19 protein-coding genes are annotated in these 24,413 nt (G+C 46.4%); 14 read left to right on the top strand and 5 right to left on the bottom strand.

Annotated features, from left to right (window positions below):
* Nucleotides 1-183 precede the first annotated feature (183 nt).
* From glmS to DW947_RS07600, 5 genes are all read left to right on the top strand, one after another.
* Nucleotides 184-2,028, top strand: coding sequence for a glutamine--fructose-6-phosphate transaminase (isomerizing) (gene glmS / locus DW947_RS07620; RefSeq protein WP_055288634.1), 1,845 nt, complete (start codon nucleotides 184-186; stop codon nucleotides 2,026-2,028).
* Nucleotides 2,029-2,174: 146 nt separating this feature from the next.
* Entirely contained in the window at nucleotides 2,175-4,058 is a 1,884-nt protein-coding gene (locus tag DW947_RS07615; RefSeq protein ID WP_119958476.1) for an amidophosphoribosyltransferase, read from the top strand.
* 8 nt (nucleotides 4,059-4,066) lie between these two features.
* Nucleotides 4,067-5,143 (top strand): glutamine-hydrolyzing carbamoyl-phosphate synthase small subunit, encoded by a 1,077-nt coding sequence (gene carA, locus DW947_RS07610; protein ID WP_005827621.1) that lies wholly within the window; start codon nucleotides 4,067-4,069, stop codon nucleotides 5,141-5,143.
* Nucleotides 5,144-5,360: 217 nt separating this feature from the next.
* Nucleotides 5,361-8,597: a carbamoyl-phosphate synthase (glutamine-hydrolyzing) large subunit gene (gene carB, locus DW947_RS07605; protein WP_035448620.1), complete on the top strand. Its 3,237-nt coding sequence runs from the start codon at nucleotides 5,361-5,363 to the stop codon at nucleotides 8,595-8,597.
* 37 nt (nucleotides 8,598-8,634) lie between these two features.
* Nucleotides 8,635-9,183: a methylated-DNA--[protein]-cysteine S-methyltransferase gene (locus tag DW947_RS07600; RefSeq protein ID WP_005837253.1), complete on the top strand. Its 549-nt coding sequence runs from the start codon at nucleotides 8,635-8,637 to the stop codon at nucleotides 9,181-9,183.
* Nucleotides 9,184-9,185: 2 nt separating this feature from the next.
* Here the strand turns inward: DW947_RS07600 and DW947_RS07595 are convergent, their stop codons facing one another.
* Nucleotides 9,186-10,079 (bottom strand): helix-turn-helix domain-containing protein, encoded by an 894-nt coding sequence (locus tag DW947_RS07595; protein WP_034529753.1) that lies wholly within the window; start codon nucleotides 10,077-10,079, stop codon nucleotides 9,186-9,188.
* Nucleotides 10,080-10,270: 191 nt separating this feature from the next.
* Here DW947_RS07595 and DW947_RS07590 point away from each other — a divergent pair, with 191 nt between their 5' ends.
* The 6 genes from DW947_RS07590 (at nucleotide 10,271) to DW947_RS07565 (ending at nucleotide 17,720) form a co-directional block, all read left to right on the top strand.
* Nucleotides 10,271-11,533, top strand: a complete 1,263-nt coding sequence (locus DW947_RS07590) for a TolC family protein (RefSeq protein ID WP_005827630.1) — start codon at nucleotides 10,271-10,273, stop codon at nucleotides 11,531-11,533.
* A 34-nt stretch (nucleotides 11,534-11,567) separates the two neighbouring features.
* A complete protein-coding gene (locus DW947_RS07585; protein ID WP_005827632.1) occupies nucleotides 11,568-12,458 on the top strand; it encodes an HlyD family secretion protein in 891 nt (296 codons plus the stop codon).
* Nucleotides 12,436-13,893 (top strand): ATP-binding cassette domain-containing protein, encoded by a 1,458-nt coding sequence (locus tag DW947_RS07580; protein ID WP_005837247.1) that lies wholly within the window; start codon nucleotides 12,436-12,438, stop codon nucleotides 13,891-13,893. The genes DW947_RS07585 and DW947_RS07580 overlap by 23 nt, the downstream gene beginning before the upstream one ends.
* 47 nt (nucleotides 13,894-13,940) lie before the next feature.
* Nucleotides 13,941-15,044 (top strand): ABC transporter permease, encoded by a 1,104-nt coding sequence (locus DW947_RS07575; protein ID WP_044468708.1) that lies wholly within the window; start codon nucleotides 13,941-13,943, stop codon nucleotides 15,042-15,044.
* A 112-nt stretch (nucleotides 15,045-15,156) separates the two neighbouring features.
* Nucleotides 15,157-16,272, top strand: coding sequence for an ABC transporter permease (locus DW947_RS07570; RefSeq protein WP_117963423.1), 1,116 nt, complete (start codon nucleotides 15,157-15,159; stop codon nucleotides 16,270-16,272).
* A 311-nt stretch (nucleotides 16,273-16,583) separates the two neighbouring features.
* The gene (locus tag DW947_RS07565; protein WP_016273867.1) at nucleotides 16,584-17,720 is read left to right on the top strand and encodes an acyltransferase family protein; all 1,137 of its coding nucleotides are present in this window, start codon (nucleotides 16,584-16,586) and stop codon (nucleotides 17,718-17,720) included.
* Between the two features lie 80 nt (nucleotides 17,721-17,800).
* On the opposite strand, the gene DW947_RS07560 is transcribed toward DW947_RS07565, so the two are convergent.
* Both DW947_RS07560 and DW947_RS07555 read right to left on the bottom strand, forming a co-directional pair.
* Nucleotides 17,801-18,244 (bottom strand): Hsp20/alpha crystallin family protein, encoded by a 444-nt coding sequence (locus DW947_RS07560; protein ID WP_005827646.1) that lies wholly within the window; start codon nucleotides 18,242-18,244, stop codon nucleotides 17,801-17,803.
* A gap of 246 nt (nucleotides 18,245-18,490) precedes the next feature.
* Nucleotides 18,491-18,970: a hypothetical protein gene (locus DW947_RS07555; protein ID WP_057281028.1), complete on the bottom strand. Its 480-nt coding sequence runs from the start codon at nucleotides 18,968-18,970 to the stop codon at nucleotides 18,491-18,493.
* Between the two features lie 46 nt (nucleotides 18,971-19,016).
* Here DW947_RS07555 and DW947_RS07550 point away from each other — a divergent pair, with 46 nt between their 5' ends.
* Entirely contained in the window at nucleotides 19,017-21,047 is a 2,031-nt protein-coding gene (locus DW947_RS07550) for a recombinase family protein (RefSeq protein WP_229077958.1), read from the top strand.
* A gap of 99 nt (nucleotides 21,048-21,146) precedes the next feature.
* Here DW947_RS07550 and DW947_RS07545 read toward each other — a convergent pair whose 3' ends face one another.
* Complete coding sequence (locus tag DW947_RS07545) at nucleotides 21,147-22,526, bottom strand: hypothetical protein (RefSeq protein ID WP_117962558.1); 1,380 nt, start codon at nucleotides 22,524-22,526, stop codon at nucleotides 21,147-21,149.
* A 361-nt stretch (nucleotides 22,527-22,887) separates the two neighbouring features.
* Nucleotides 22,888-23,130: a hypothetical protein gene (locus tag DW947_RS07540; RefSeq protein ID WP_117962556.1), complete on the bottom strand. Its 243-nt coding sequence runs from the start codon at nucleotides 23,128-23,130 to the stop codon at nucleotides 22,888-22,890.
* Between the two features lie 142 nt (nucleotides 23,131-23,272).
* On the opposite strand from DW947_RS07540, the gene DW947_RS07535 reads away from it, so the two are divergent.
* Nucleotides 23,273-23,572: a hypothetical protein gene (locus DW947_RS07535; protein ID WP_165859462.1), complete on the top strand. Its 300-nt coding sequence runs from the start codon at nucleotides 23,273-23,275 to the stop codon at nucleotides 23,570-23,572.
* A gap of 89 nt (nucleotides 23,573-23,661) precedes the next feature.
* Nucleotides 23,662-24,330, top strand: a complete 669-nt coding sequence (locus DW947_RS07530) for a recombinase family protein (protein ID WP_117962554.1) — start codon at nucleotides 23,662-23,664, stop codon at nucleotides 24,328-24,330.
* Nucleotides 24,331-24,413 lie beyond the last annotated feature (83 nt).

Genomic DNA, 24,413 nt, shown 5'->3' with positions numbered 1-24,413 from the left:
AAATCAGACGGTTTGATTTGGATTTATAAATTAAGCCTTTTGCTTTTAAAATAATACTTTCTTTAACTTTTTGATGTAAAAACAACTTTTTTCTATTCTTTTGATAAATAAATAGTGGAAAGATTAACTTTATGTTCTTAAGAATATGTATATTTGCAACGCAAAATCAAATACTGATACATTATGTGTGGAATAGTAGGCTATATAGGTCAAAGGAAAGCCTACCCCATTCTTATCAAGGGTCTGAAGCGGTTGGAGTACCGTGGATATGATAGTGCGGGGGTAGCATTAATCAGTGATAACCGACAGTTGAACGTGTACAAAGCGAAAGGTAAGGTTTCGGAACTTGAAACTTTCGTTGCTCAAAAAGATATTTCCGGTAGCATTGGTATTGCACATACACGTTGGGCCACTCATGGAGAACCTTGTTCCGTCAATGCCCATCCCCATTATTCCTCTTCCGAACGCCTCGCCCTCATCCATAACGGCATTATTGAAAACTACGCCGTCCTTAAAGAAAAACTTCAAGCCAAAGGTTATGTATTTAAAAGCAGCACTGATACCGAGGTGCTGGTACAGCTCATTGAATACATTCAGGTGACAAACCATATTGACCTGCTGACGGCGGTGCAACTTGCCTTGCAGGAAGTGATTGGGGCGTATGCCATTGCGGTGCTCGACAAGGACAATCCGGATGGGATAATCGCTGCACGCAAGAGCAGTCCGCTGGTGGTGGGCATCGGTGAAGGAGAGTTTTTCCTGGCTTCGGATGCCACGCCGATTGTGGAATACACGGATAAGGTGGTGTATCTGGAAGACGAAGAGATTGCCCTCATCCGTCGGGGAGAGAAGCTGAAGGTTGTTAACCTGAAGAATGTGGAATGTCCGCACGAGGTAAAGACGGTAGCGCTCAATCTCGGCCAGCTGGAGAAGGGCGGTTATCCGCACTTCATGCTGAAGGAAATCTTCGAACAGCCCGGCTGCATTCACGACTGCATGCGCGGGCGTATCAATGTGGAGGGTACGAACGTGGTTCTTTCTGCAGTGATTGATTATAAGGAACGTCTGCTGGCGGCCAAACGCTTCGTCATCGTGGCATGCGGTACGTCATGGCATGCCGCCCTCATCGGCAAGCATTTGATTGAAAGCTTCTGCCGTATTCCGGTGGAGGTGGAGTATGCCAGTGAGTTCCGTTACCGCGACCCGGTGATTGACAGCAACGATGTGGTGATTGCCATCTCGCAAAGCGGTGAAACGGCCGATACGCTGGCTGCCGTGGAGCTTGCCAGAAACCGTGGGGCATTTATATACGGCATCTGCAATGCCGTCGGTTCCAGCATTCCCCGTGCCACGCACACGGGTTCCTATATCCACGTGGGACCGGAAATAGGGGTGGCATCCACCAAAGCCTTCACCGGGCAGGTAACGGTGCTTACCATGCTGGCCCTGACACTTGCCAAAGAGAAAAAGACGATGGACGAAGGGCAATACCTGGCAATTGTCAAGGAATTGGGACATATCCCCGACAAGATGAAGGAGGTCTTGAAACTGAACGACCGTATAGCGGAACTTTCCAAGATATTCACCTATGCACACAACTTTATCTATCTGGGACGCGGATACAGTTATCCCGTAGCCTTGGAAGGCGCCTTGAAGTTGAAGGAGATTTCGTATATCCATGCCGAGGGCTATCCTGCCGCCGAAATGAAGCACGGCCCCATTGCCCTGGTGGATGCCGAAATGCCGGTAGTGGTCATTGCCACCCGGAATGGGCTTTACGAAAAGGTGCTGAGCAATATCCAGGAAATAAAGGCGCGTAAAGGCAGGGTTATCGCCATTGTGACAAAGGGAGATACGGTCATCAGTAAAATAGCCGACACTTGCATCGAGCTTCCCGAAACAATGGAGTGCCTTGATCCGTTAATAACTACGGTACCTCTGCAATTACTTGCCTATCACATTGCCGTGTGCAAGGGAATGGATGTGGACCAGCCGAGGAATCTTGCGAAGTCGGTGACTGTAGAATGAGGACATGTACAATTTACCATTTACAATGTACAATGGGGCTGCGCTTGGGAGGGGTAAATGTAAATGGTAATTGTATGCTATAATAAGGAAAAGAAAATTGTACACTTAAAATTGTACATTGTAAATGGTAAATTGTAAATAAATAGATGGAACAACTGAAGCATGAATGCGGCGTCGCCATGATACGCCTGCTGAAACCGCTGGAGTACTATGAAGAGAAGTACGGAACATGGATGTACGGACTCAACAAGCTCTATCTCCTGATGGAGAAACAACACAACCGTGGGCAGGAAGGTGCCGGACTGGCCTGCGTGAAACTGGAAGCCAGTCCCGGCGAGGAATATATGTTCCGTGAGCGTGCTCTCGGCTCGGGCGCCATTACCGAAATTTTCGGTACGGTGCAGGGCCACTTCAAGGACTTGACCAAGGAACAGCTGCACGATGCGGACTATGCCAAGCGTGTGCTGCCCTTTGCAGGGGAGGTCTATATGGGACACCTGCGTTACTCCACTACCGGAAAGTCCGGCATCTCGTACGTGCACCCGTTCCTCCGGAGAAACAACTGGCGTGCCAAGAATCTTGCCCTCTGCGGCAACTTCAACATGACGAATGTGGATGAAATCTTCGCACGCATTACCGCCATCGGCCAGCATCCGCGCAAATATGCCGATACCTACATCATGCTGGAGCAGTTGGGACATCGCCTCGACCGCGAAGTGGAGCGCCTCTTCAACCTTGCCGAAGCGGAAGGGCTGGCAGGCATGGACATCACCCGTTATATAGAAAACCATATCGACCTTGCCAACGTGCTGCGCACTTCGAGCAAGGAGTGGGACGGGGGATACGTGATGTGCGGACTTACCGGCAGCGGAGAGACTTTTGCCGTACGCGACCCATGGGGCATCCGTACAGCCTTCTGGTATCAGGACGACGAGATAGCGGTGCTTGCCAGCGAACGTCCCGTGATACAGACAGCCCTTAATGTTCCTGTCGAATCCATCAAGGAGCTGCAACCCGGACAAGCCATGTTTATCAACAAGGCCGGCAAGGTGCGCACCGTGCAAATCAACAAGCCGCGCGAGGTGAAACCTTGTTCCTTCGAGCGCATCTACTTCAGCCGGGGCAGTGATGTGGACATTTACCGGGAACGTAAACTGCTGGGTGAGAAACTTGTACCCAACATATTGAAAGCCATCGACAACGATGTGGACCATACCGTCTTTTCCTTCATCCCCAATACGGCAGAAGTTGCTTTTTACGGAATGCTGCAAGGATTGGACGACTACCTCAACGAGGAGAAGGTGCAGCAGATTGCCGCCTTGGGGCATAGTCCCAGCCACGACGAACTGGAGCATATCTTGTCGCGGCGCATACGGAGCGAGAAGGTGGCAATCAAGGACATCAAGCTGCGTACCTTCATAGCCGAAGGAAACAGCCGGAACGACCTTGCCGCCCATGTGTACGACATCACTTACGGAAGCCTTGTCCCGGGAGTGGATAATCTGGTCATCATCGACGACTCGATAGTGCGCGGAACCACCCTGAAGCAGAGCATCATCGGCATCCTTGACCGTCTGGAGCCAAAGAAGATAGTCATTGTAAGCTCTTCACCGCAGGTACGCTATCCCGACTACTACGGCATCGATATGGCTAAGATGAGCGAATTCATCGCCTTCAAGGCTGCTGTGGAACTGCTGAAGGAGCGCGAGATGCGCGATGTGATTGCCGCCGCCTACCGCAAGTCCAAAGAGCAGGTAGACCTGCCCAAAGAGCAGATGGTGAATTACGTGAAGGAGATATACGCTCCCTTTACCGACGAGGAAATCTCTGCCAAGATGGTGGAACTGCTCACTCCCAAAGGGACGAAAGCCAAAGTGCAGATTGTCTACCAGCCTCTCGAAGGGCTGCATGAGGCCTGCCCCAAGCATCCGGGTGACTGGTACTTCAGCGGCGATTATCCTACGCCGGGCGGTGTGAAGATGCTGAACAAGGCATTTATTGATTATATAGAACAAGTTTATCAATTTTAATTGAATCAATGAGAAATGTAACTCTAATCCTCGACGACGGGAGCCGCTTCCACGGCAAGTCGTTCGGCTTTGAAAAACCGGTAGCGGGAGAGGTGGTCTTCAACACAGCCATGACGGGTTATCCCGAAAGCCTGACCGACCCTTCGTATGCCGGACAGCTGATGACGCTCACCTATCCGTTGGTGGGCAATTACGGTGTGCCGCCTTTTACTCTCGAACCGAATGGGCTTGCCACTTTTATGGAGAGCGAGCATATCCATGCCGAAGCCATTATTGTAAGCGATTATAGCGAAAATTATAGCCATTGGAATGCGGTGGAAAGCCTCGGTGACTGGCTGAAACGCGAACAGATTCCGGGCATCACGGGCATCGATACCCGCGAACTGACAAAGGTGCTTCGCGAGCATGGGGTGATGATGGGACGTATCGCCTTTGATGATGAATCGGATGAAATGCCTGAGGCCTCTTATGCCGATGTGAATTATGTGGATAAAGTTAGCTGCAAGGAGGTTATCCGTTACAACGAAGGAACCGGTAAGAAGAAAGTGCTCCTTGTGGATTGCGGCGTCAAGCATAACATCATCCGCTGCCTGCTGAAACGTGACGTGGAAGTGATTCGCGTTCCCTGGGACTATGATTATACTGGGATGGAGTTCGACGGGTTGTTCATCTCCAACGGCCCTGGCGACCCCGATACCTGCGATGCTGCCGTGCAGCATATCCGCAAGACAATGCAGAACGAGAAACTGCCCATCTTCGGCATCTGTATGGGAAACCAGTTGCTTTCCAAAGCTGGGGGCGCCAAGATATACAAATTGAAATACGGCCACCGCAGCCATAACCAACCGGTGCGTATGGTGGGTACGGAACGTTGCTTCATCACCTCACAGAATCATGGGTATGCCGTAGACAACAACACGCTGACAGAAGACTGGGAACCGCTTTTCATCAATATGAACGATGGTTCTAATGAAGGAATCCGCCACAAACGCAATCCCTGGTTCTCCGCACAGTTTCATCCCGAAGCTGCCAGCGGGCCGACGGATACGGAGTTTCTTTTTGATGACTTTGTGAAGTTGCTTTAGTAAGAGAATTTTATCAAGAATGGTTGCGTTCGTAATCTCTTGATAATCAGTATGTAAAAGACGGTATAATGAGTCCCGTACTGAATGTCATTCAGTCCCAGAGTGAATACCTTTCAGTCCTATACTGAATGCCATTCAATTAGTGACTGATTGTGTAAGGTAAGAGAAAGATAAGGTTTTATTACTACTATTACATTTTTAATAAACAGATATGCAAATGAAAGAAAACAATATAAAGAAAGTCTTGCTGCTTGGTTCCGGCGCACTGAAAATCGGTGAAGCAGGAGAATTTGATTACTCCGGTTCGCAGGCGCTCAAGGCATTGAAGGAGGAAGGCATCTACACGGTTCTCATCAATCCGAACATTGCCACGGTACAGACCTCGGAAGGAGTTGCCGACCAGATTTACTTCCTGCCCGTCACTCCTTACTTCGTGGAGAAGGTGATAGAGAAGGAGCGCCCGGACGGCATCATGCTTGCTTTTGGCGGACAGACGGCACTGAACTGCGGTGTCTCCCTCTATAAAGACAAGATTTTCGAGAAGTACGGCGTGACGGTTCTCGGCACTCCCGTGCAGGCCATCATTGACACGGAGGACCGTGAAATCTTTGTGCAGAAACTGAATGAGATTGATGTGAAGACCATCAAGAGCGAAGCCGTGGAGAATGCGGCGGATGCCCGTCGCGCAGCCCGGGAACTGGGATACCCGGTCATTGTCCGTGCCGCATATGCGCTTGGCGGACTGGGTTCGGGCTTCTGCGACAATGAAGAAGAGCTGAATGTGCTGGTGGAGAAAGCCTTCTCCTTCTCCCCACAGGTGCTGGTGGAGAAATCGCTGAAGGGATGGAAGGAAGTGGAATACGAGGTGGTGCGCGACCGCTTCGACAACTGCATCACGGTCTGCAACATGGAGAACTTCGACCCCCTGGGCATCCATACAGGTGAGTCCATCGTTATTGCCCCGTCACAGACGTTGAGCAATACGGACTATCATAAATTGCGTGAACTTGCTATCCGCATTATCCGTCACATCGGCATTGTGGGAGAGTGTAACGTGCAGTATGCCTACGACCCGATGAGCGAGGACTACCGGGTAATCGAGGTAAATGCACGCTTGAGCCGTTCGTCTGCACTTGCCTCTAAAGCAACGGGTTATCCGTTGGCGTTTGTAGCGGCAAAACTCGGCTTGGGCTATGGCTTGTTCGACTTGAACAACTCTGTGACAAAGACTACAAGCGCTTTCTTCGAACCCGCCCTGGACTATGTGGTCTGCAAGATACCGCGTTGGGATTTGGGCAAGTTCCACGGGGTGGACAAAGAGCTGGGTTCAAGCATGAAGTCGGTAGGCGAGGTGATGGCTATCGGCCGTACTTTCGAGGAAGCCATCCAGAAGGGGCTTCGCATGATAGGCCAGGGCATGCACGGCTTCGTAGAGAACAAGGAACTGGTGATTGCCGATTTGGACAAGGCTCTGCGCGAACCTACCGACAAACGTATCTTTGTCATCTCCAAAGCCTTCCGTGCCGGGTATACGGTGGACCAGGTGCACGAATTGACCAAGATAGACCGTTGGTTCCTGGAGAAGTTGATGAACATCATGGATACCAGCAGGGAACTGCACTCTTTTATGGCTGATGGAGAGTTGCCAATGATTCCCGTGGACTTGTTGCGTAAAGCCAAAGTACAAGGCTTCTCTGATTTCCAGATAGCCCGTGCCCTCGGCTTGGAACAAGCAATGGACGGCGAAGAAGCCATCCTTGCCGTCCGCAATTTCCGCAAGAGTGCAGGCATTCTGCCCGTAGTGAAGCAGATAGATACCCTTGCCGCCGAATATCCCGCACAGACCAACTATCTCTACCTAACGTATAGCGGCACGGCAAATGATGTCCGTTACCTCGGCGACCACAAGTCCATCGTCGTATTGGGCTCCGGCGCCTACCGCATCGGTTCTTCCGTAGAGTTCGACTGGTGCGGCGTGCAGGCCCTGAACACCATCCGCCAGGAAGGCTACCGCAGTGTCATGATAAACTACAACCCCGAAACCGTGTCTACGGACTATGACATGTGCGACCGTCTTTACTTCGACGAGCTCACCTTCGAGCGCGTGATGGATATTCTCGAACTGGAGAATCCCCACGGGGTGATTGTCTCTACCGGTGGTCAGATACCGAATAACCTTGCCCTGCGCCTCGATGCGCAGAAGGTACCTATTCTCGGCACAAGCGCCAGGAGCATCGACAATGCCGAAGACCGTGACAAGTTCTCCGCCATGCTCGACCGCATTGGTGTAGACCAACCCGAATGGCGGGCGCTGACCTCCCTGGAGGACATCAACGCCTTTGTGGATAAGGTGGGCTTCCCGGTATTGGTCCGTCCTTCCTACGTATTGTCCGGCGCTGCGATGAACGTCTGTTCCAACCGGGAGGAGCTGGAACGCTTCCTGAAGCTGGCGGCGAATGTCAGCAAGAAACATCCCGTAGTGGTGAGCCAGTTCATTGAGCATGCCAAGGAGGTGGAGATGGATGCTGTGGCGCAAGATGGAGAGATTATCGCGTACGCCATCAGTGAGCATATCGAGTTTGCCGGAGTGCATTCCGGTGACGCCACTATCCAGTTCCCGCCACAAAAGTTGTATGTGGAGACGGTGCGCCGCATCAAGCGCATCAGCCGCGAGATTGCCCGTGAGCTGAACATCTCCGGTCCGTTCAATATCCAGTATCTGGCACGCGAGAACGACATCAAGGTGATTGAGTGCAACCTCCGTGCCAGCCGTTCGTTCCCGTTTGTCAGCAAGGTGCTGAAGATAAACCTTATTGAACTTGCCACGAAGGTGATGCTCGGCATTCCGGTACAGAAGCCGGACAAGAATCTGTTCGATTTGGATTACGTAGGCATCAAGGCGAGCCAGTTCTCCTTCAACCGTCTGCAGAAGGCCGACCCGGTACTGGGTGTGGATATGGCAAGCACGGGCGAGGTGGGTTGCATCGGCAGCGATACTTCCTGCGCCATTCTCAAGGCGATGCTCTCCGTGGGATATCGTATTCCAGAGAAAAATATCCTGCTTTCTACCGGTACTCCGAAGCAGAAAGTGGACATGCTTTCTGCCGCGCGTATGCTTCAGAAGAAGGGGTATAAGATATTTGCCACGGGTGGTTCCAGCAACTTCCTTACGGAGAACGGTGTGGAGAATACGCGCGTCTACTGGCCCAGCGAACCCGAACGCCAGCCGCAGGCACTCGACATGCTGCACCGCAAGGAGATAGACATGGTGGTCAATATTCCGAAGAACCTCACCGCAGGCGAGTTGGATAACGGCTACAAGATACGCCGTGCCGCCATCGACCTCAATATTCCGTTGATAACGAATGCCCGTCTGGCAAGTGCGTTCATCAATGCATTCTGCACGATGATGCCGGATGATTTGGCTATCAAGTCGTGGGCGGAGTACAAATGATGATTTAATTTGCTATCTTTGCTGAAAACTAAGTTCGATGGAAACAATTTTGACCCAATACTATCAATCTCCTTATGGCGAGTTGCTCCTCGGCTCTTTCGGCGATAAACTCTGCCTATGCGACTGGATGCTGAACGAGAAACGTAGAGTACCCGTTGATAAGCGTATACGGCAGGCGCTGCATGCCGATTATGAGGAAGGCACTTCGGAAGTGATTGCAAGGGCAATCATTCAGTTGGATGAGTATTTTGCCTGTAAGCGGACCATATTCGATGTTCCACTGCTTGCAGTCGGAACAGAATTCCAGCGGACGGTGTGGCAGGAGTTGCAGAACATCCCTTACGGAAAAACAGTGTCCTACGGCGAGCTTTCACGAAAGCTGGGCAATCCGAAAGCCGTACGTGCGGTGGCGGCTGCCAATGGGGCAAATGCCCTCTCCATACTCATCCCCTGCCATCGTGTGGTGGGCAGCAACCATACGCTGATAGGCTATGCCGGTGGACTGGCAGCCAAACAAGGGATGCTGGCATTGGAAGCGGACTCTTGCGACGGACCGTCAGGCTCCCGTATAGGACAGCTGTTTTGAGGTCAGGTTTGTTTCTGGTATTCCGCCGGTGTCATCCCCGTCATACGTTTGAAGAACTTCGAGAAGAACGACGGATTGGGAAAGTTCAGTTCGTCTGATATTTGAAACACCAGTAGATTACTGTGTTTCAGCAATACTTTGGCTTCGAGGATAACTGCTTGATTAATCCATTGCATCACGGTTTGTCCGCTTGTTTCACGTATCACCGAGCTCAGATAGTGCGGTGTCAGGCATAGTTTGTCGGCATAGAAGTTGACGCTGCGTTCGTGCTTGCTGTGTTGGTTCACCAAAGCGATGAAGCGGCGGAATAGCTCTTCCTGGCGTGAAAGGCGTGCCGGAGTTGACTTGCATGTGTGCTCGTGGATATACTTAAGGTTATAGAGAAGTGAGACAATCAAGTGCTGTACAGCTCCGCGGCGGTAGGGCAAACAATGTAGTATATTCCACAATAAAGAGAAGAAGCTGCTGATGTGTGCCCATTCCTCGTTGTTGCATGAAAGGCGGATTCCGTTTCGTGTATAAGCTTCCGAAAGAATGGAATTCTGTAGTACGGGCAGAAAATTGGCAGTGGGCATGATGACTTGGAATTCGTAGTCGGGACTGACTTCCGATATTTCTATCAGCGAATTGTCAGGGATGATAATAATATCGTGGGCTGTAGCTTCATATTCGATAAGATTGATGGAGATTCGGCCCTTACCTTGCATGATGCGTACAATCCTTCCTTCTTTGGCACGATAAGGTTGCTGGGTGCGGAATAGCCTGAATCCCATTGCTTGAAAACTGATGACCATTCCCAAATCGTCGTTTATAAATCTGTATTCGGAATGTTCTATAAAATCCGGATTGTTGCGGATGTCCTCGAATGCGACGCTTATCGGTTTGTTCTTTTCCATATCTTTCCCTTTATGAATAATGTATATTTCCACCGCAAAGATAATAAAGTGTTCCTATTATTTGTCTTTTTCTACGAAATGTCGTACTATTAGAACATCTTTGCGCACAAATGGATTGTAAGGTTATAGGGTTATGCCTTTATCTTTGCATGTGTATAGAACAAAACCATGTAGAATAAACAAGAAACAGAATGGATATGAAACGAACCGTTTTCTTTTTTACCCTTTCTCTTGCCGCCATGCTGGCACATGCCCAGCTCACGTTGGAAGAGTGCCAGCGCCGGGCGCAAGACAATTATCCGTTGGTCAGGCAATACGGACTGATAGAAAAGGCACGCGGGTACGACCTCTCCAATGCCGGAAAAGGTTACTTGCCCCAGTTTTCCCTATCCGGCAAGGCCACGTACCAGAGTGACATCACCCGGCTACCGGTCGAAATCCCTAATCTCGACATCAAGACTGCTTCGAAAGACCAGTACCAGGTGATGCTCGAAGTGCAGCAGACCCTCTGGGATGGTGGGGATATACGTTCCAGAAAACGATTGACGCGTGCCGCCTCGGAAGTGGAACTGGAAAAACAGCATGTAGACATGTATGCCTTGACTGACCGGGTGAACCAGCTCTTTTTCGGCATCCTGCTGTTGGACGAACAGCTGAAACAGAACAGCCTCTTGCAAGAAGATTTAGGAAGAACCCACAAGCAGGTAGCCGACTATATAGCCAATGGCATCGCCACCCTGAGCGACCTGGATGCAGTCAGCGTAGAGCAACTGAACACCAGGCAGCACCGTGTGGAATTGGAGACCACCCGCCGTGCATACCTCAGCATGCTTGCTGCCTTTACGGGCAAGGATCTCTCTTCCGAAACGGTTTTATTGAAACCGGCTGCCGAAGAAAACATAGACCGGCAGATGAACAACCGCCCCGAACTTCGTTGGTACGATGCGCAGGGAGAGCAACTCCGCCAGCAGGAGGCAGCTTTGAACACCCGGTTGATGCCGCGTTTCGGCCTTTTTGTACAAGGGGCATACGGCAATCCAGGGTTGAATATGCTGAAGGATGAATTCAACGCCTATTACATGGCGGGGGTGCGCATGTCCTGGAATTTCGGCAGTCTGTATACATTGAAGAACGACCGCCGCAGGATAGACAATACCCGCCAACAGATAGAAACCGGCCGGGATGTGTTCCTTTTCAACATTCGCCTGCAGGCTACGCAGCAGGATGCGGGCATTGTATCCATGCGCCGCCAGATGGCGGATGATGACGAGATTATCCGTCTGCGTGGGAATATCCGCCGTGCAGCCGAGGCCAAGGTGCAGAACGGGACAATGACCGTGACCGATATGCTGCGGGAGATTACCAATGAAAGTATGGCACGACAGACCAAGGCATTGCATGAGGTGCAGTTGCTGATGAACATCTGGCAGCTGAAATATACGCTGAACAATTAATGACTATAATCCGTAATTTATAACTTGAAATAGTATGAAATCATTGAAATTATTTCCTTTTTTATTTCTCCTTGCCGCCTGTACCGGCGGTACTCCGAAATATGATGCGACGGGAACGTTCGAGGCTACCGAAGTCATCGTTTCTGCCGAGGCGTCCGGAAAACTGCTGAGTTTCGACATCGAGGAAGGTACGACACTGATAGACGGGCAGGAAGTAGGCATTATAGATACCGTCCAACTCTATCTGAAGAAACTCCAGTTGGAGGCCAGTGTCAAGTCCGTGGAAGGCCAGCGGCCTGATATCCTGAAGCAAGTAGCCGCCACTCAGGAACAGATTGTGCAGGCACGGCGCGAGCGCGACCGTGTGTCCAACCTGCTCCGTGTGGGTGCCGCCAACCAGAAGCAACTGGATGATGCCGAGTCCCTTCTCGAAGTCCTCCGCAAGCAGCTCGACGCACAGAACTCCACCCTGCGCAACAGTGACCGGAGCCTGACGTGGCAAAGTTCCTCTGTCGGCATCCAGGTGGCGCAGATAGAAGACCAGTTGCGCAAATGCCACATCACCTCTCCGCTGACGGGAACCGTCCTTGCCCAATATGCCGAAGCCGGAGAACTGGCTGCTCCCGGCACCCCTCTTTTCAAAGTGGCGGATATGGAGCAGATTTACCTCCGTGCCTACATCACCTCCGAGCAGCTTGCCGAAATCAAGCTGGGGCAGCAAGTGAAGGTTTATGCGGATTATGGAAAGGAAGTGCGGAAAGAATACCCCGGCATCGTCACCTGGATTTCCGATACGTCCGAATTCACTCCAAAAACTATCCTGACGAAAGACGAGCGCGCCAATCTGGTCTATGCCGTAAAGATTGCCGTGAAGAATGACGGGATGCTGAAAATAGGAATGTATGGAGGCTGTAACTTTAACTAATATCTCCAAACGTTACGGCAGCGTGGAAGCCCTGCGGGGTGTCTCTCTGTCAGTGGCTCCCGGTGAGCTTTTCGGCATCATCGGGCCGGACGGTGCGGGCAAGACATCGCTTTTCCGCATCCTCACCACTTTGCTGCTTGCCGACGGAGGCTCGGCTTCGGTCTGCGGTCTGGATGTGGTGAAGGACTACAAAGCCATCCGCAGGCGGGTGGGGTATATGCCCGGACGCTTCTCCCTCTATCCGGACTTGACGGTGGAGGAGAATCTCAATTTCTTCGCCACCGTCTTCCACACCACCATCGAGGAGAATTATGATTTGGTGCGCGACATTTACCGGCAGATAGAACCTTTCCGCAAGCGCCGCGCCGGAGCGTTGTCCGGCGGCATGAAGCAGAAACTCGCCCTTAGCTGTGCCCTTATCCATAAACCGGATGTCCTCTTTCTGGACGAACCCACTACGGGCGTCGACCCCGTGTCCCGCAAGGAATTCTGGGGAATGCTTCGCCGACTGAAGGAGCGGGGTATCACCATCATTGCTTCCACCCCCATCATCGACGAAGCGCGCCAATGCGACCGCATCGCCTTCATCAACGAAGGAGAGATAAAAGGCATCGATACCCCCGACCGTATCCTGACACGCTTTGCGGGCATCCTCTGCCCTCCGGGCTTGCAGCACGAACGGGTGGAAAACCACGAAAACAAGGTGATTGAAGTGGAAGGGTTGACCAAGCGGTTCGGTAATTTCACCGCTGTAGACCACATCTCCTTCCAAGTCCATCGGGGCGAGATTTTCGGTTTCCTGGGAGCCAACGGGGCAGGCAAGACCACCGCCATGCGCATGCTTACGGGACTTAGCCGCCCCACCGGCGGCAAGGCATGTGTGGCAGGTTTCGATGTGGCTTCCCAACCCGAAGAAGTGAAGAAGAACATCGGCTACATGAGCCAGAAATTTTCCCTTTACGAAGACCTCAAGGTGTGGGAGAATATCCGCCTCTTTGCCGGTATCTACGGCATCCCCGAAGCGGAGATTGCCCCCAAGACGGATGAGCTGCTCCTCCGCCTCGGGCTGGAAAAGGAACGGGATACACTGGTGAAAAGCCTTCCGCTGGGCTGGAAGCAGAAGCTGGCCTTCTCCGTCTCCATCTTCCACCGTCCCAAGATTGTCTTTCTGGATGAGCCTACGGGTGGGGTGGACCCTGCCACGCGCCGCCAGTTCTGGGAGCTGATTTACCAGGCTGCCGACGAGGGCATCACCGTCTTTGTCACCACCCACTTTATGGACGAGGCGGAGTATTGCGACCGCATCTCCATCATGGTAGACGGCGTCATCCGTGCACTCGACACTCCCGGGGAGCTGAAACGGCAGTTCAATGCCACTACGATGGACGATGTATTCCAACAACTGGCTCGTCAAGCTGTGCGAACCGCCGACTGAAAATCCGTGAAATCCGCATTATCCGAGCCTAAATATAAATATAGACAATGAAACAATTCATATCTTTCATCCGAAAAGAGTTCTTCCATATCTTCCGCGACCGGCGCACGATGCTGATTCTGCTGGGCATGCCCATCGTGCAGATAATCCTTTTCGGTTTTGCCATCACCACCGAGGTGAAGAACGTGCGTGTGGCGGTGCTCGACCCGTCGAATGACGTAGTTACCCGCCGTATCATCGACCGCATGGATGCAAGCGAATACTTCACCGTCATCCGCCGCCTGCATTCTCCCGCCGATATGGAGGCTTCTTTCGGAAGAGGGGAGATTGACATGGCGCTTGTTTTCAGCGAGCGTTTCTCGGACAAGCTTTATACCGGCGAGGCGCGCGTGCAGCTTGTCTCCGACGCCACAGACCCCAATATGGCGACTATGCAGGCAGGCTATGCCGCAAACATCATCTCCTCTGCCGGGCAGGAGATGCTTCCGCCGGGAGTGCATGCCGCTGCCATCGTACCCCAGCTCAAGCTGCTGTACAATCCGCAGATGAAGAGTGCCTACAACTTCGTGCCGGGTGTCATGGGGCTTATTCTGATGCTGATTTGCGCCATGATGACCTCCATCTCCATTGTGCGCGAGAAGGAGACGGGGACGATGGAGGTCCTGCTGGTTTCTCCCGTCAAACCGCTTTTCATCATTCTGGCAAAGGCGGTGCCCTATTTTGTGCTGTCGTTTGTCAACTTGACCACCATTCTTCTGCTTTCGGTCTATGTGCTCGATGTTCCCGTGGCGGGCAGCTTGTTCTGGCTGGTGGTGGTGTCGCTGCTATTCATCTTTGTCTCCCTGGCGCTGGGGCTGCTGATTTCCACAGTCACCCGGACGCAGGTTGCCGCTATGCTGGTGTCCGGACTGATGCTGATGATGCCCACCATGCTGCTTTCGGGCATGATATTCCCCATTGAGAGTATGCCCGTTATCTTGCAGGCCATTTCAGCTGTGCTTCCTGCACGCTGGTATATCCAGGCGGTGCGTAAGCTGATGATTGAGGGAGTGGATGTTTCGCTTGTGCTGATGGAGGTCGGCATACTTGCCACGATGGCGGTATTGCTGATAACGGTGAGTTTCAAGAAATTCAAGCATCGGCTTGAGTAAAGAGCGGATATGAATTTTATATTAATTATTCAGGCAGAAGAACATAAGGACAAAAGGATACGGGAAATCTGTTCTTTTGTTCTTATGTCTAAAATCTTTAAAATATCGTCTTATGATAAAGTTTCTCATTGAAAAGGAATTCAAGCAGTTGTTCCGCAACTCCTTCCTGCCCAAGCTGATTTTCATTTTCCCGTGCATGATTATGATACTGATGCCCTGGGCCGCCAATCTGGAGATAAAGAACATCAATCTGAATATAGTGGACAATGACCACAGCGTCTTGTCTCGCCGTCTGGTAGATAAAATCGGTGCATCCACTTATTTCCGCCTGACAGCGCTTCCCGATACATACGATGAGGCTTTGCTGGCCATTGAAGCAGGTTCGGCAGATGTCGTGCTGGAGATTCCCCGTGATTTCGAAAAGGATTGGGTGAAGGGAGAGGCGCCTCGTCTGCTGGTGGCGGCCAATGCCGTGAACGGCACGAAGGGCAGTCTGGGAGGATCCTACTTGTCTTCCATCATCAGTGACTATACCCGTGAACTGGGTTCGGAGTCGTCTTCGCAAGGGCTTGCCGGGAAGCCGCTTCCCCGGGTGGACATCACTACGCAGAATCTTTACAACCCCACGCTGAACTACAAGCTTTTCATGATTCCTGCCCTCATGGTAATGCTGCTGACGCTGATTTGCGGTTTTCTCCCTGCCCTCAATGTGGTGGGCGAGAAGGAGGCGGGCACCATCGAGCAGATAAATGTCACCCCCGTCGGCAAGTTCACTTTCATTGCCGCCAAGCTGATACCTTACTGGCTGATAGGTTTTGTGGTGCTGACCATCTGTTTCGTTCTGGCATGGGTACTTTACGGCATTCTGCCGGCGGGACATTTCCTCACTATCTACGGCATGGCGCTGTTTTTTCTACCGGTGGTGTCGGGGTTCGGGCTGGTCATATCCAATCATTCGACCACGTTGCAGCAGGCCATGTTTGTCATGTGGTTCTTCATGCTTATCCTTATTCTGATGAGTGGTCTTTTCACCCCTATCCACAGTATGCCTGAGTGGGCGCAATGGATTACGCGCATCAATCCGCTACGCTATTTTGTGGAGGTGATGCGTACCATCTATCTCCGTGGTGGCGGATTTGCCGAACTGCTTCCGCAACTGGGAGCCGTGTTGGTCTTTGCATTGGTCTTCAATCTGTGGGCGGTAAAAAGTTATAAGAAAAGTAGTTAACTGATTTTTCTTTATTATTATCCTATTTGGCTCTCTTTTTTGAAGAAGGGCTACACCATTTGCCTTGGATAGCTACACCCTTTTGTGTTTAAGGCTACACCATGAGGAGGAAAAGGTGTAGCCCTTTTATTATGGATAATAAAAGCTGTTTTTTGTGCGGAAAAAGAGTACAAGTAGTGATATGTATCTAATGATAAAGACAACTGTTATACTTGTCAATTAATTGATAGAGTTTATATGATATTTATCAGTTTCATTATTGGAGAAAACTCTTATCTTTGCACGCGAATAAATAAATATCTTATACCAAAATGAATACACAGACTACTTATCTTGCCTCGAAACCGCATTATGAGATTCTTGACGGACTTCGTGGCGTGGCGGCTGTCATGGTTATTATCTTCCATCTTTTTGAAGCACATGCAGGCGGCAGTCATCTTACTCAAATTATCAATCATGGCTATCTGGCAGTGGATTTCTTTTTCATGCTTTCCGGTTTTGTTATCGGTTATGCTTATGATGACCGTTGGAACCGGATGACCGTGGGCACTTTCTTCAAACGCCGTATCATTCGCCTGCATCCTATGGTGATTATGGGAAGCATTGTGGGCGCTGCCTTTTTCTATTTTCAGGAGTCGCCTTGTTTTCCACCTATCGAGAATACGTCCGTTGGAACCATGCTGCTGGTAATGTTACTGGGCTGTACTTTGCTTCCCCTTCCGCTGAAGTTTGACATTCGTGGCTGGACGGAAATGCATCCGTTGAATGGCCCGGCGTGGTCGCTCTATTATGAATATATCGGTAATATTCTGTATGCGTTGTTTGTACGCAAGTTCAATAAGGTGGCCCTGTCGGTGCTGGTATTTGTGGCAGGGTGTTTTACGGTATACCGTTGTCTGACTGCTCCTGCCGGCGATATTGTGGGTGGTTGGGCCTTGAACTGGGAACAGCAGTATGTGGGTATGGTCCGGCTGATGTATCCGTTTTTCGGCGGATTACTTCTGTCACGCCTCGGCTGGCTGATACGGCTTGAAAAGCGTGCTTTCTGGTGGTGCAGCCTGCTGATTGTGGTGGTTCTTTCCATTCCCCGTATCGGAGGTGAGGACGGCTACTGGATGAACGGGCTTTACGAGGCTTTCTGCATTATCTGCGTCTTCCCGGTCATTGTTTCAATGGGAGCGGGCGGCAAGGTGACCGGTAAGCGCTCTACTGCCGTATGCAAGTTCCTGGGAGACATTTCCTATCCGATTTATATTACCCATTATCCATTGGTATATACTTATACGGCTTGGGTATGCAACAATAACGCTACAATGGTGGAAGGTATCCCTTATATGATACTTACTTTCGTGGGAGCCGTTGTCCTTGCTTATGCTTGTTTGAAACTCTATGATGAACCGGTGCGCAGGTGGTTGACAGACCGTTTTCTGAAAGGGAAAAAGAAATAGTTCCGCATAGCTATGGATATAAAAAATCTCCCGTTGCATTATCTTGTGCAGCGGGAGATTTTCTTTTTAATGGTCGGGCGTTATTTTACGTCGATGAATTTCTTGGCCTTTTCTTTTTCTGCTTCTGTAAACTTAGGCAATGTAATGTTCAACACGCCGTTTTCTACATGGGCACCAATCTTTTCCTTATCGACATCGTCCGGAAGAATCATGGTTTGCTGGAACTTGGTGTATGAGAATTCGCGGCGCAAGTAGCGGCCTTCCTTCTTTTCGTCCTTGTTGTTCTCTTCCTTGCTTTCTGTTTTCTTTTCCATGCTGATGACCAGGTTGTTTTCTTCGTCGATGTGAACGTTGAAGTCTTCTTTTGTCATACCGGGAGCAGCCAATTCAACTTTGTACTCTTTTGCTGTTTCGAATACATTGATGGCAGGGGCGGTGGCATTTGCTTTTACCATCCAATCATTGTCAAAGAAATCATTAAAAATACTCGGTAACCAATTTTGGTTTCTTCTTACAGGCATCATAGTTATAGTCTCCTATTGTTTAAGTTAAACATGCTATTTAGTTTTGAACTCCGGTTCTTTGTCTTCGGGTGTCTGCCTTTTGGGCTTTTCACCGTCCGTTTCTTGAACCGTCGTTCGCTAACTATATTGCAAACCTTATGCCAACCGGTTTTTGTTGACTCTATTGACTATTTGTCATTAAAAATCTGACTTATTTGCTTGTTTAATGCCATTTTGCTATCTTATTTATTTAAAATTGATAGATTTTCAGACTAATTTAAAACGCATTCTCCAACGCTTGGCTTCTTCGTTCCAATCGTGGCTGATGATTTTGAAGGTTCCGATTTCTGATGTATTCTCCACATGTACTCCGATGCAGAGGCATTCGTCGTAATCGCCTACTTTTACGACACGTACCGTTTCCGAAGCACCATCGGGCAGGCGTTCCAAGTCGAAACGTCCTTGCGCTTCCTCTTGCGTAATGAATTCTGTTGTGACGGGCAGCTGTCGGGCGATAACCTCGTTTACGACCTCTTCCAGCTTCTTTATTTCTTCTTCCGTGGGGCAGGCGGCAAGACGGTAGTCCAGCTTGCTTTTCTTCCGTTCTATGTGTGCTGATATGGAGCGGCCGCAACCGAATAACCTTATCATGGTTTGGTTGATGATGTGCTCCGTTGTATGCATAGGTGCGATTGACACATCCTGAAACTTGGGACTTGGTTTATTTATTTCTATATTTGTTTCCATATTAATTGATATTGATGTAATTAACAGCGCAAAGATAATGAATAATATGGATAAGAAGGTACTAATCTATTGTCGTGTTAGTACGCAACAACAGACAACTGATAGACAAAAAGAGGAATTGTTGAAGTTTGCAGCAGAAAACCATTGGAACGTTGAAGAAGAGGATATTTTCATAGATGTTATTAGTGGTTTTAAAAAGGGAGAGTTCCGTCCTGAATATGTGAAGATGCTTGAAAGAGTTGAATATGGGGATATTGATATAATTTTATTCTCTGAATTTTCTCGTCTTGCAAGAAATGCTACAGAGTTATTAGAACAAATCAAATTGTTTATAGATAAAGGTATTAACTTGTATTTTGATAAACAAAAATTGTGGGTAAGAGATAGTAATAAAGATGTAGGTAGTATTATTTTATTGCATGTGCTTGCTGTTATGTCAAGCTATGAGATAGAATTGTTTGTTGAACGTTCATTAAGTGGCAAGATAACAAAAGTGCAAGCAGGTCATGGAGGCGGGGATGAACGTGCGTATGGTTATATGCACAATGAAAATAAACAGATTGTTATAAATCCTATCGAAAGTAAGATTGTTACTCGTATTTTTGAAATGTATGTTGGTGGATATTCTTCAATTCAAATATCAGAGATATTGAATGCTGAGAAAGTACCTGCTCCATACGTAAGAAAATTGAATGAGTACAAGAAGAATAGAGAAGCAAAAGGATTGGAGGTGAAAGAGTATAAATTTGATACAGATAATTTAAAATGGCGTATTTCTACAATAAACAGACTTATGCACAATGAGTTATATAAAGGTAATCGTAGAATAACATTTTATAAACCAGACCCTACCAATCCACTTCCGTTATCCGAAAGGCAAGATAGAGAGATTGTTTATGAATATTCGGAACATGTGGAAAGTCTGCGAATTGTATCAGACGAGTTGTTTCAGCAAGCCCAAGATAAACTTTCCAAAGCGCATTATAATAAGAATAATGCAGTCAGGCATGAGAATTTATTGAAACATTTAATGGTATGTGGCGAATGCGGTGCTAATTTTTCTGTAGGGAAATCAAATGAAACATCTAAAAATTATATCAGTGGTGGACGTACTTACAAATGTTATGGTAGAGTGAATCGTAAAGATAAACCACGAACATGCACGAATGGGGCAGAACTTCGACAATGGAAATTGGATGGGCTTGTTTTACAGTTGTCAATTCAAATGTTTGCTGAGATTAATATTCAGCAGACCAATATTTTAAAGATAGAAAATTTAGGGAAAGAAATCGAAGAGTTGGTTCAAATAAAATCATCAAAGAATACAGAATTGGTTGAAGCGGAGAATCTTTATAAAAAGACACTTAAACGTCTTATTGCGATTGAAGACGATGAGGTTGCAAAGAATTTGATTTCAGATGCAAAACATAAATATGATGAAACTAAAAACGTGTTGAACAAAACTATGGATAAATTGTCACGAGAAATCACAACAAAGAGAATTACTATTGATAATTTGAAGCGTTTGAATGCCAATCCTTTGTTGATTAATAAAATGGATGAGATTAGGAAAAATAGGGATTTGATAAAGACTATGGTTGATGAATATATTGATAAAATTACTATATTTCGTTTACATGAACTTTGGTTGTTGGTTGTAGTATCTTATAAAGGAGGTGAGGAGATGTGGGGAACAATTAAATGCGCTCGTTATAAAAAGGAGGAGATGTTTTACAGTGAATTGCATTGTCATTATGGTGTTGAATTTCAGGGGTGGTTACTTAATAATACGGAACATTGTTTTTCGTATGATAAAAGTACACGTATTATTACTTATCATGGTGGAAGTAAAATATATGTGGAGTTTAAATCAGGTGAGTATGATTATGATACATTTAATCAAATGATACAAGAAACAGGATGGATGGGATGTTTCCCTTTTTATGCTTATGAAGATAGTGATAAAAATTTAAGCGTACCTTTTAATGAAGAATTTAGAAAATCTTTACAAGAGAACAGAATTGATTGGAAAGCACACAATGACAAGGTCTTGGAACGTTTATTATCCAAGTCATAAATAATAATATTCCTACCGCCGTAACCCCTCACTCAGGGGGAGGATTTTTGTAGTCCCCCCCCCTATAGTTTGTAACGGGTGGATTTCTATAGTGGAATCCTATCCTGCTATTGCCGAAATAGGGTTATACAGATATAAGCCAACAGTATTTTTAGTTGATTGATTATTTTTTATATTGGTTGGAATGTTGTTTTCTTTACACCATTCATATAATTTACTTTTTCCTACTTTTAAATTCAGTGCTTTAAAGGTTGATAGATTTTCTTTTAGGGATTTGGAACAATCATAATATAAGCCAATTAATTCATTATTGATTTTCCCTTTTACCATATTTCGTACAGTCTTAGCTGAAAGATTGTATTTGATGCAATATTGAGGGTTTATTATCCATTTTCTTTTTTCTGTCTGCTGTTGTTTAATCATTGTTGAGTATTTGTCAATGTTTTCATTATATGCATTTTCTGCGATATCATATAATTCTTGTTTGCTTATTGGGTCCTTGCTGTTATTGATGTAATAGTATAGTTCGTTGGCTAAACAGTGCAGCAAATGTTCAAATTCAATTTGTGGGTACATATATTTGCGTACTATAGCATTTAAAAAGAGTTTTTTTCTACGCCCGTTCCCGTCTTTAATTTTACATACTCTATTGGAGTAAACACAATTACCATTATTAAGTTTTGTTTTTTCCTTGAACCAATATCTTTTGATACAGCAATAGTTTTCAGGTATTGTAATATATGGAATATCTTCATTGGCTTCTTCCAAATTATTTTCAAAGAATGGATATTTTTCTCTGTATTTTTCTATTAAGTCTTTATGGGAAAGGTTCCAAAAATTGGTAATATATTCATGGTCCTTTATTTCAACTACAACTTTATCTCTCTTTTCCATTTGTAACTGTATATTGTATGGTGTTGGCTTTTCTTTTATACTGTTAGAAATGGAAATATCATCATAATTATAAATGATAAGATTGTTTATAAGTTTACAATTTGCGTAGCTCCCTAAATAAAATTGGTAGATTGCTCTATTATGATTATCTAATTCTATATTTGTTATAATATTATCATATAGTATCTGATATTGATTTTGATTTAGTGGTGTATTGAAAATGTATAGAAGTCTATATCTGTTTCCTTTAGTAATATGTGAAAATGTGGTATACGCAATGCTTGGCTGATATTTCAATGTTACTAATAATTCATCGAATGATAATAATGTATTATCAATATCAAATACTATTATGTTAGTATGTAAAGCCCTTTCTTTCTTCTTATAACCAAAGAGGGATTTTATTTCCTTGTCAATATATGTGCAGGAGAATATATATCCTTGTTTTATAAATTGCTCCAATTCAGAAATAGTAATTTCCTTTTCTTCAAAGGATATTTTGTTGTAGTCTTTACTGGTAGGTTTTTCTGTGTAACCATTGACGGAAATCATCAATTTAAAAGAGAATTTTTCATTTTTGTACATGTTAAGGTTGATATTATTGTGTGACTTGTACGTGTCACTTATTTAGGATGTTAAGGTTTGATAGTTGAACAAAGGAAGCAATGTAACCTTAACAAACCATTACTTCCAAGTATACCTACTTTCAACTATATAATATAAGTATATTTTGTTTATGCAAATATACGACTTTCTAATGTCTATTACCACCTTTTGATAAGAAATTTTGCCTGAAAAGCCCTCAAAAAGTACAAGTATGGTATAAAGTGTCTTATTATTATCTGATTTTTGTGAGGTGTTATCAATTTGTTGTAATACAATGTGTTATATGAAATATAAGTGACTGGATATATATCCGAATGTTAGGTAGCACACTGTTTGCTATTTATTTTTTGCCCCTATTTCCCGATTTTGACAAAAGGGTTCCTTTTCGAATGATGCACTTTGAGTTTTGAAAAGTTTTTTCGTTGGATAATCCGTAATTTCGTAAAGAACCGTAGGAAATCCCAAGTATATTAGGCGAAAAATATTCAAAAACATTGGCTATGCTTCCGAAATAGTGGTGGGTGTCGTTCTCTTTTATATAAAGATGAATAACTGTTCGTTCTTTTTTCTCTTTTTCTTCCATAATTCAATAGTTTTACTGCAAAAATAAGAGTTATATGGCATAAAATGAATAAATGTCATATTTTTAACTATTTCTAGCGCAAATAAATTGCATGTATTAAGTATATGTCATACATTTGCATTGTAATTAAAACGAAGACGATATGAAACAATATAATAAACAACAAGTGATGAAGGACGCTCACAGAATTTATAAGAATGATTTCCAACGTAGAGGGCGCACATGGTCGGAGTGTTTGACAGCGGCTTGGCGTTGGGAAAAAAATGCTGTTAAGACACGAGCAGAAAAAAAAGCTAAACTTGACGCTATGATTGCCGTAAGTTGGGCGACATATAATGCACGCAAAGATGAAAAGTCCAATAAAAACGAGTTTGAAGGTTTATCACCTGATACAGTTTCTTATGCGATGGGTTATGGGCGGAACTTGTATTGCGGAGATTAAAAAAGTGTGAAATCAGCTATTTCTGATAGTAACTTACATTTATTGAATGGTCGTTTAGTAACTGTAAGTAATTAACTAAAAGTAGAATTATGGGTAACTATGTGGCATATTTGAGGCAATCTACTACCAAACAAGAAAAAAGCGGGCTGGGGATTGAGGCGCAAAGAAATATTATTCATTCTTTTGTGAAAGAAGGTCTAATAATAGCTGAATTTGTGGAAACCGAAAGTGGAAAAAAGTCAGACCGCCCTAAATTACAAGAAGCATTGGCTCTGTGCCGAAAAACAAATTCTATCCTTATTGTGGCGAAACTTGACCGATTAAGTCGTAATGTAGCTTTTACCTCAAAGTTATTGGAAAGTGATGTTGAAATTACATTTTGTGATTTTCCCCAAGCGAATCGCTTGATATTACACATTATAAGTAGTATTGCGGAATATGAAGCCAACTTGATAAGCCAACGTACACGATTGTCATTGAAGGCAAAAAAGGAACGAGGTGTTCAGCTTGGAAAAAGTGAAAATCTAATGAAAAAACATAATGAGGCAATTGCACACAGCAATCAGACCAACAGAACCAAAGCGCAAAATAACGTCAACAATATGCGTGCTGTTGCATTGCTTCGTTCAATGGTAAAAGAGGAATTAACACTATCGCAAATGACAATTCGACTGAATGAACAAGGTTTTGTTACCTCTAAAGGCTGCAAGTTTCAGATTGTTCAAGTTCAACGATTGATACAAAGATATATAGTGTAGTGTTTTATCTTGCTTTAAAACACTACCTTTGTGAAAAATAAACAGCTCTAAAAGGATGTTCTTTACTAAATTCTTTCTATTTT

This window comes from Bacteroides sp. AM44-19 (assembly GCF_003603395.1).
Classification (GTDB): Bacteria; Bacteroidota; Bacteroidia; order Bacteroidales; family Bacteroidaceae; genus Bacteroides; species Bacteroides uniformis.
Note: the sequence above shows the minus strand (reverse complement) of the source record. Positions and strands in the feature narration are given on the sequence as shown.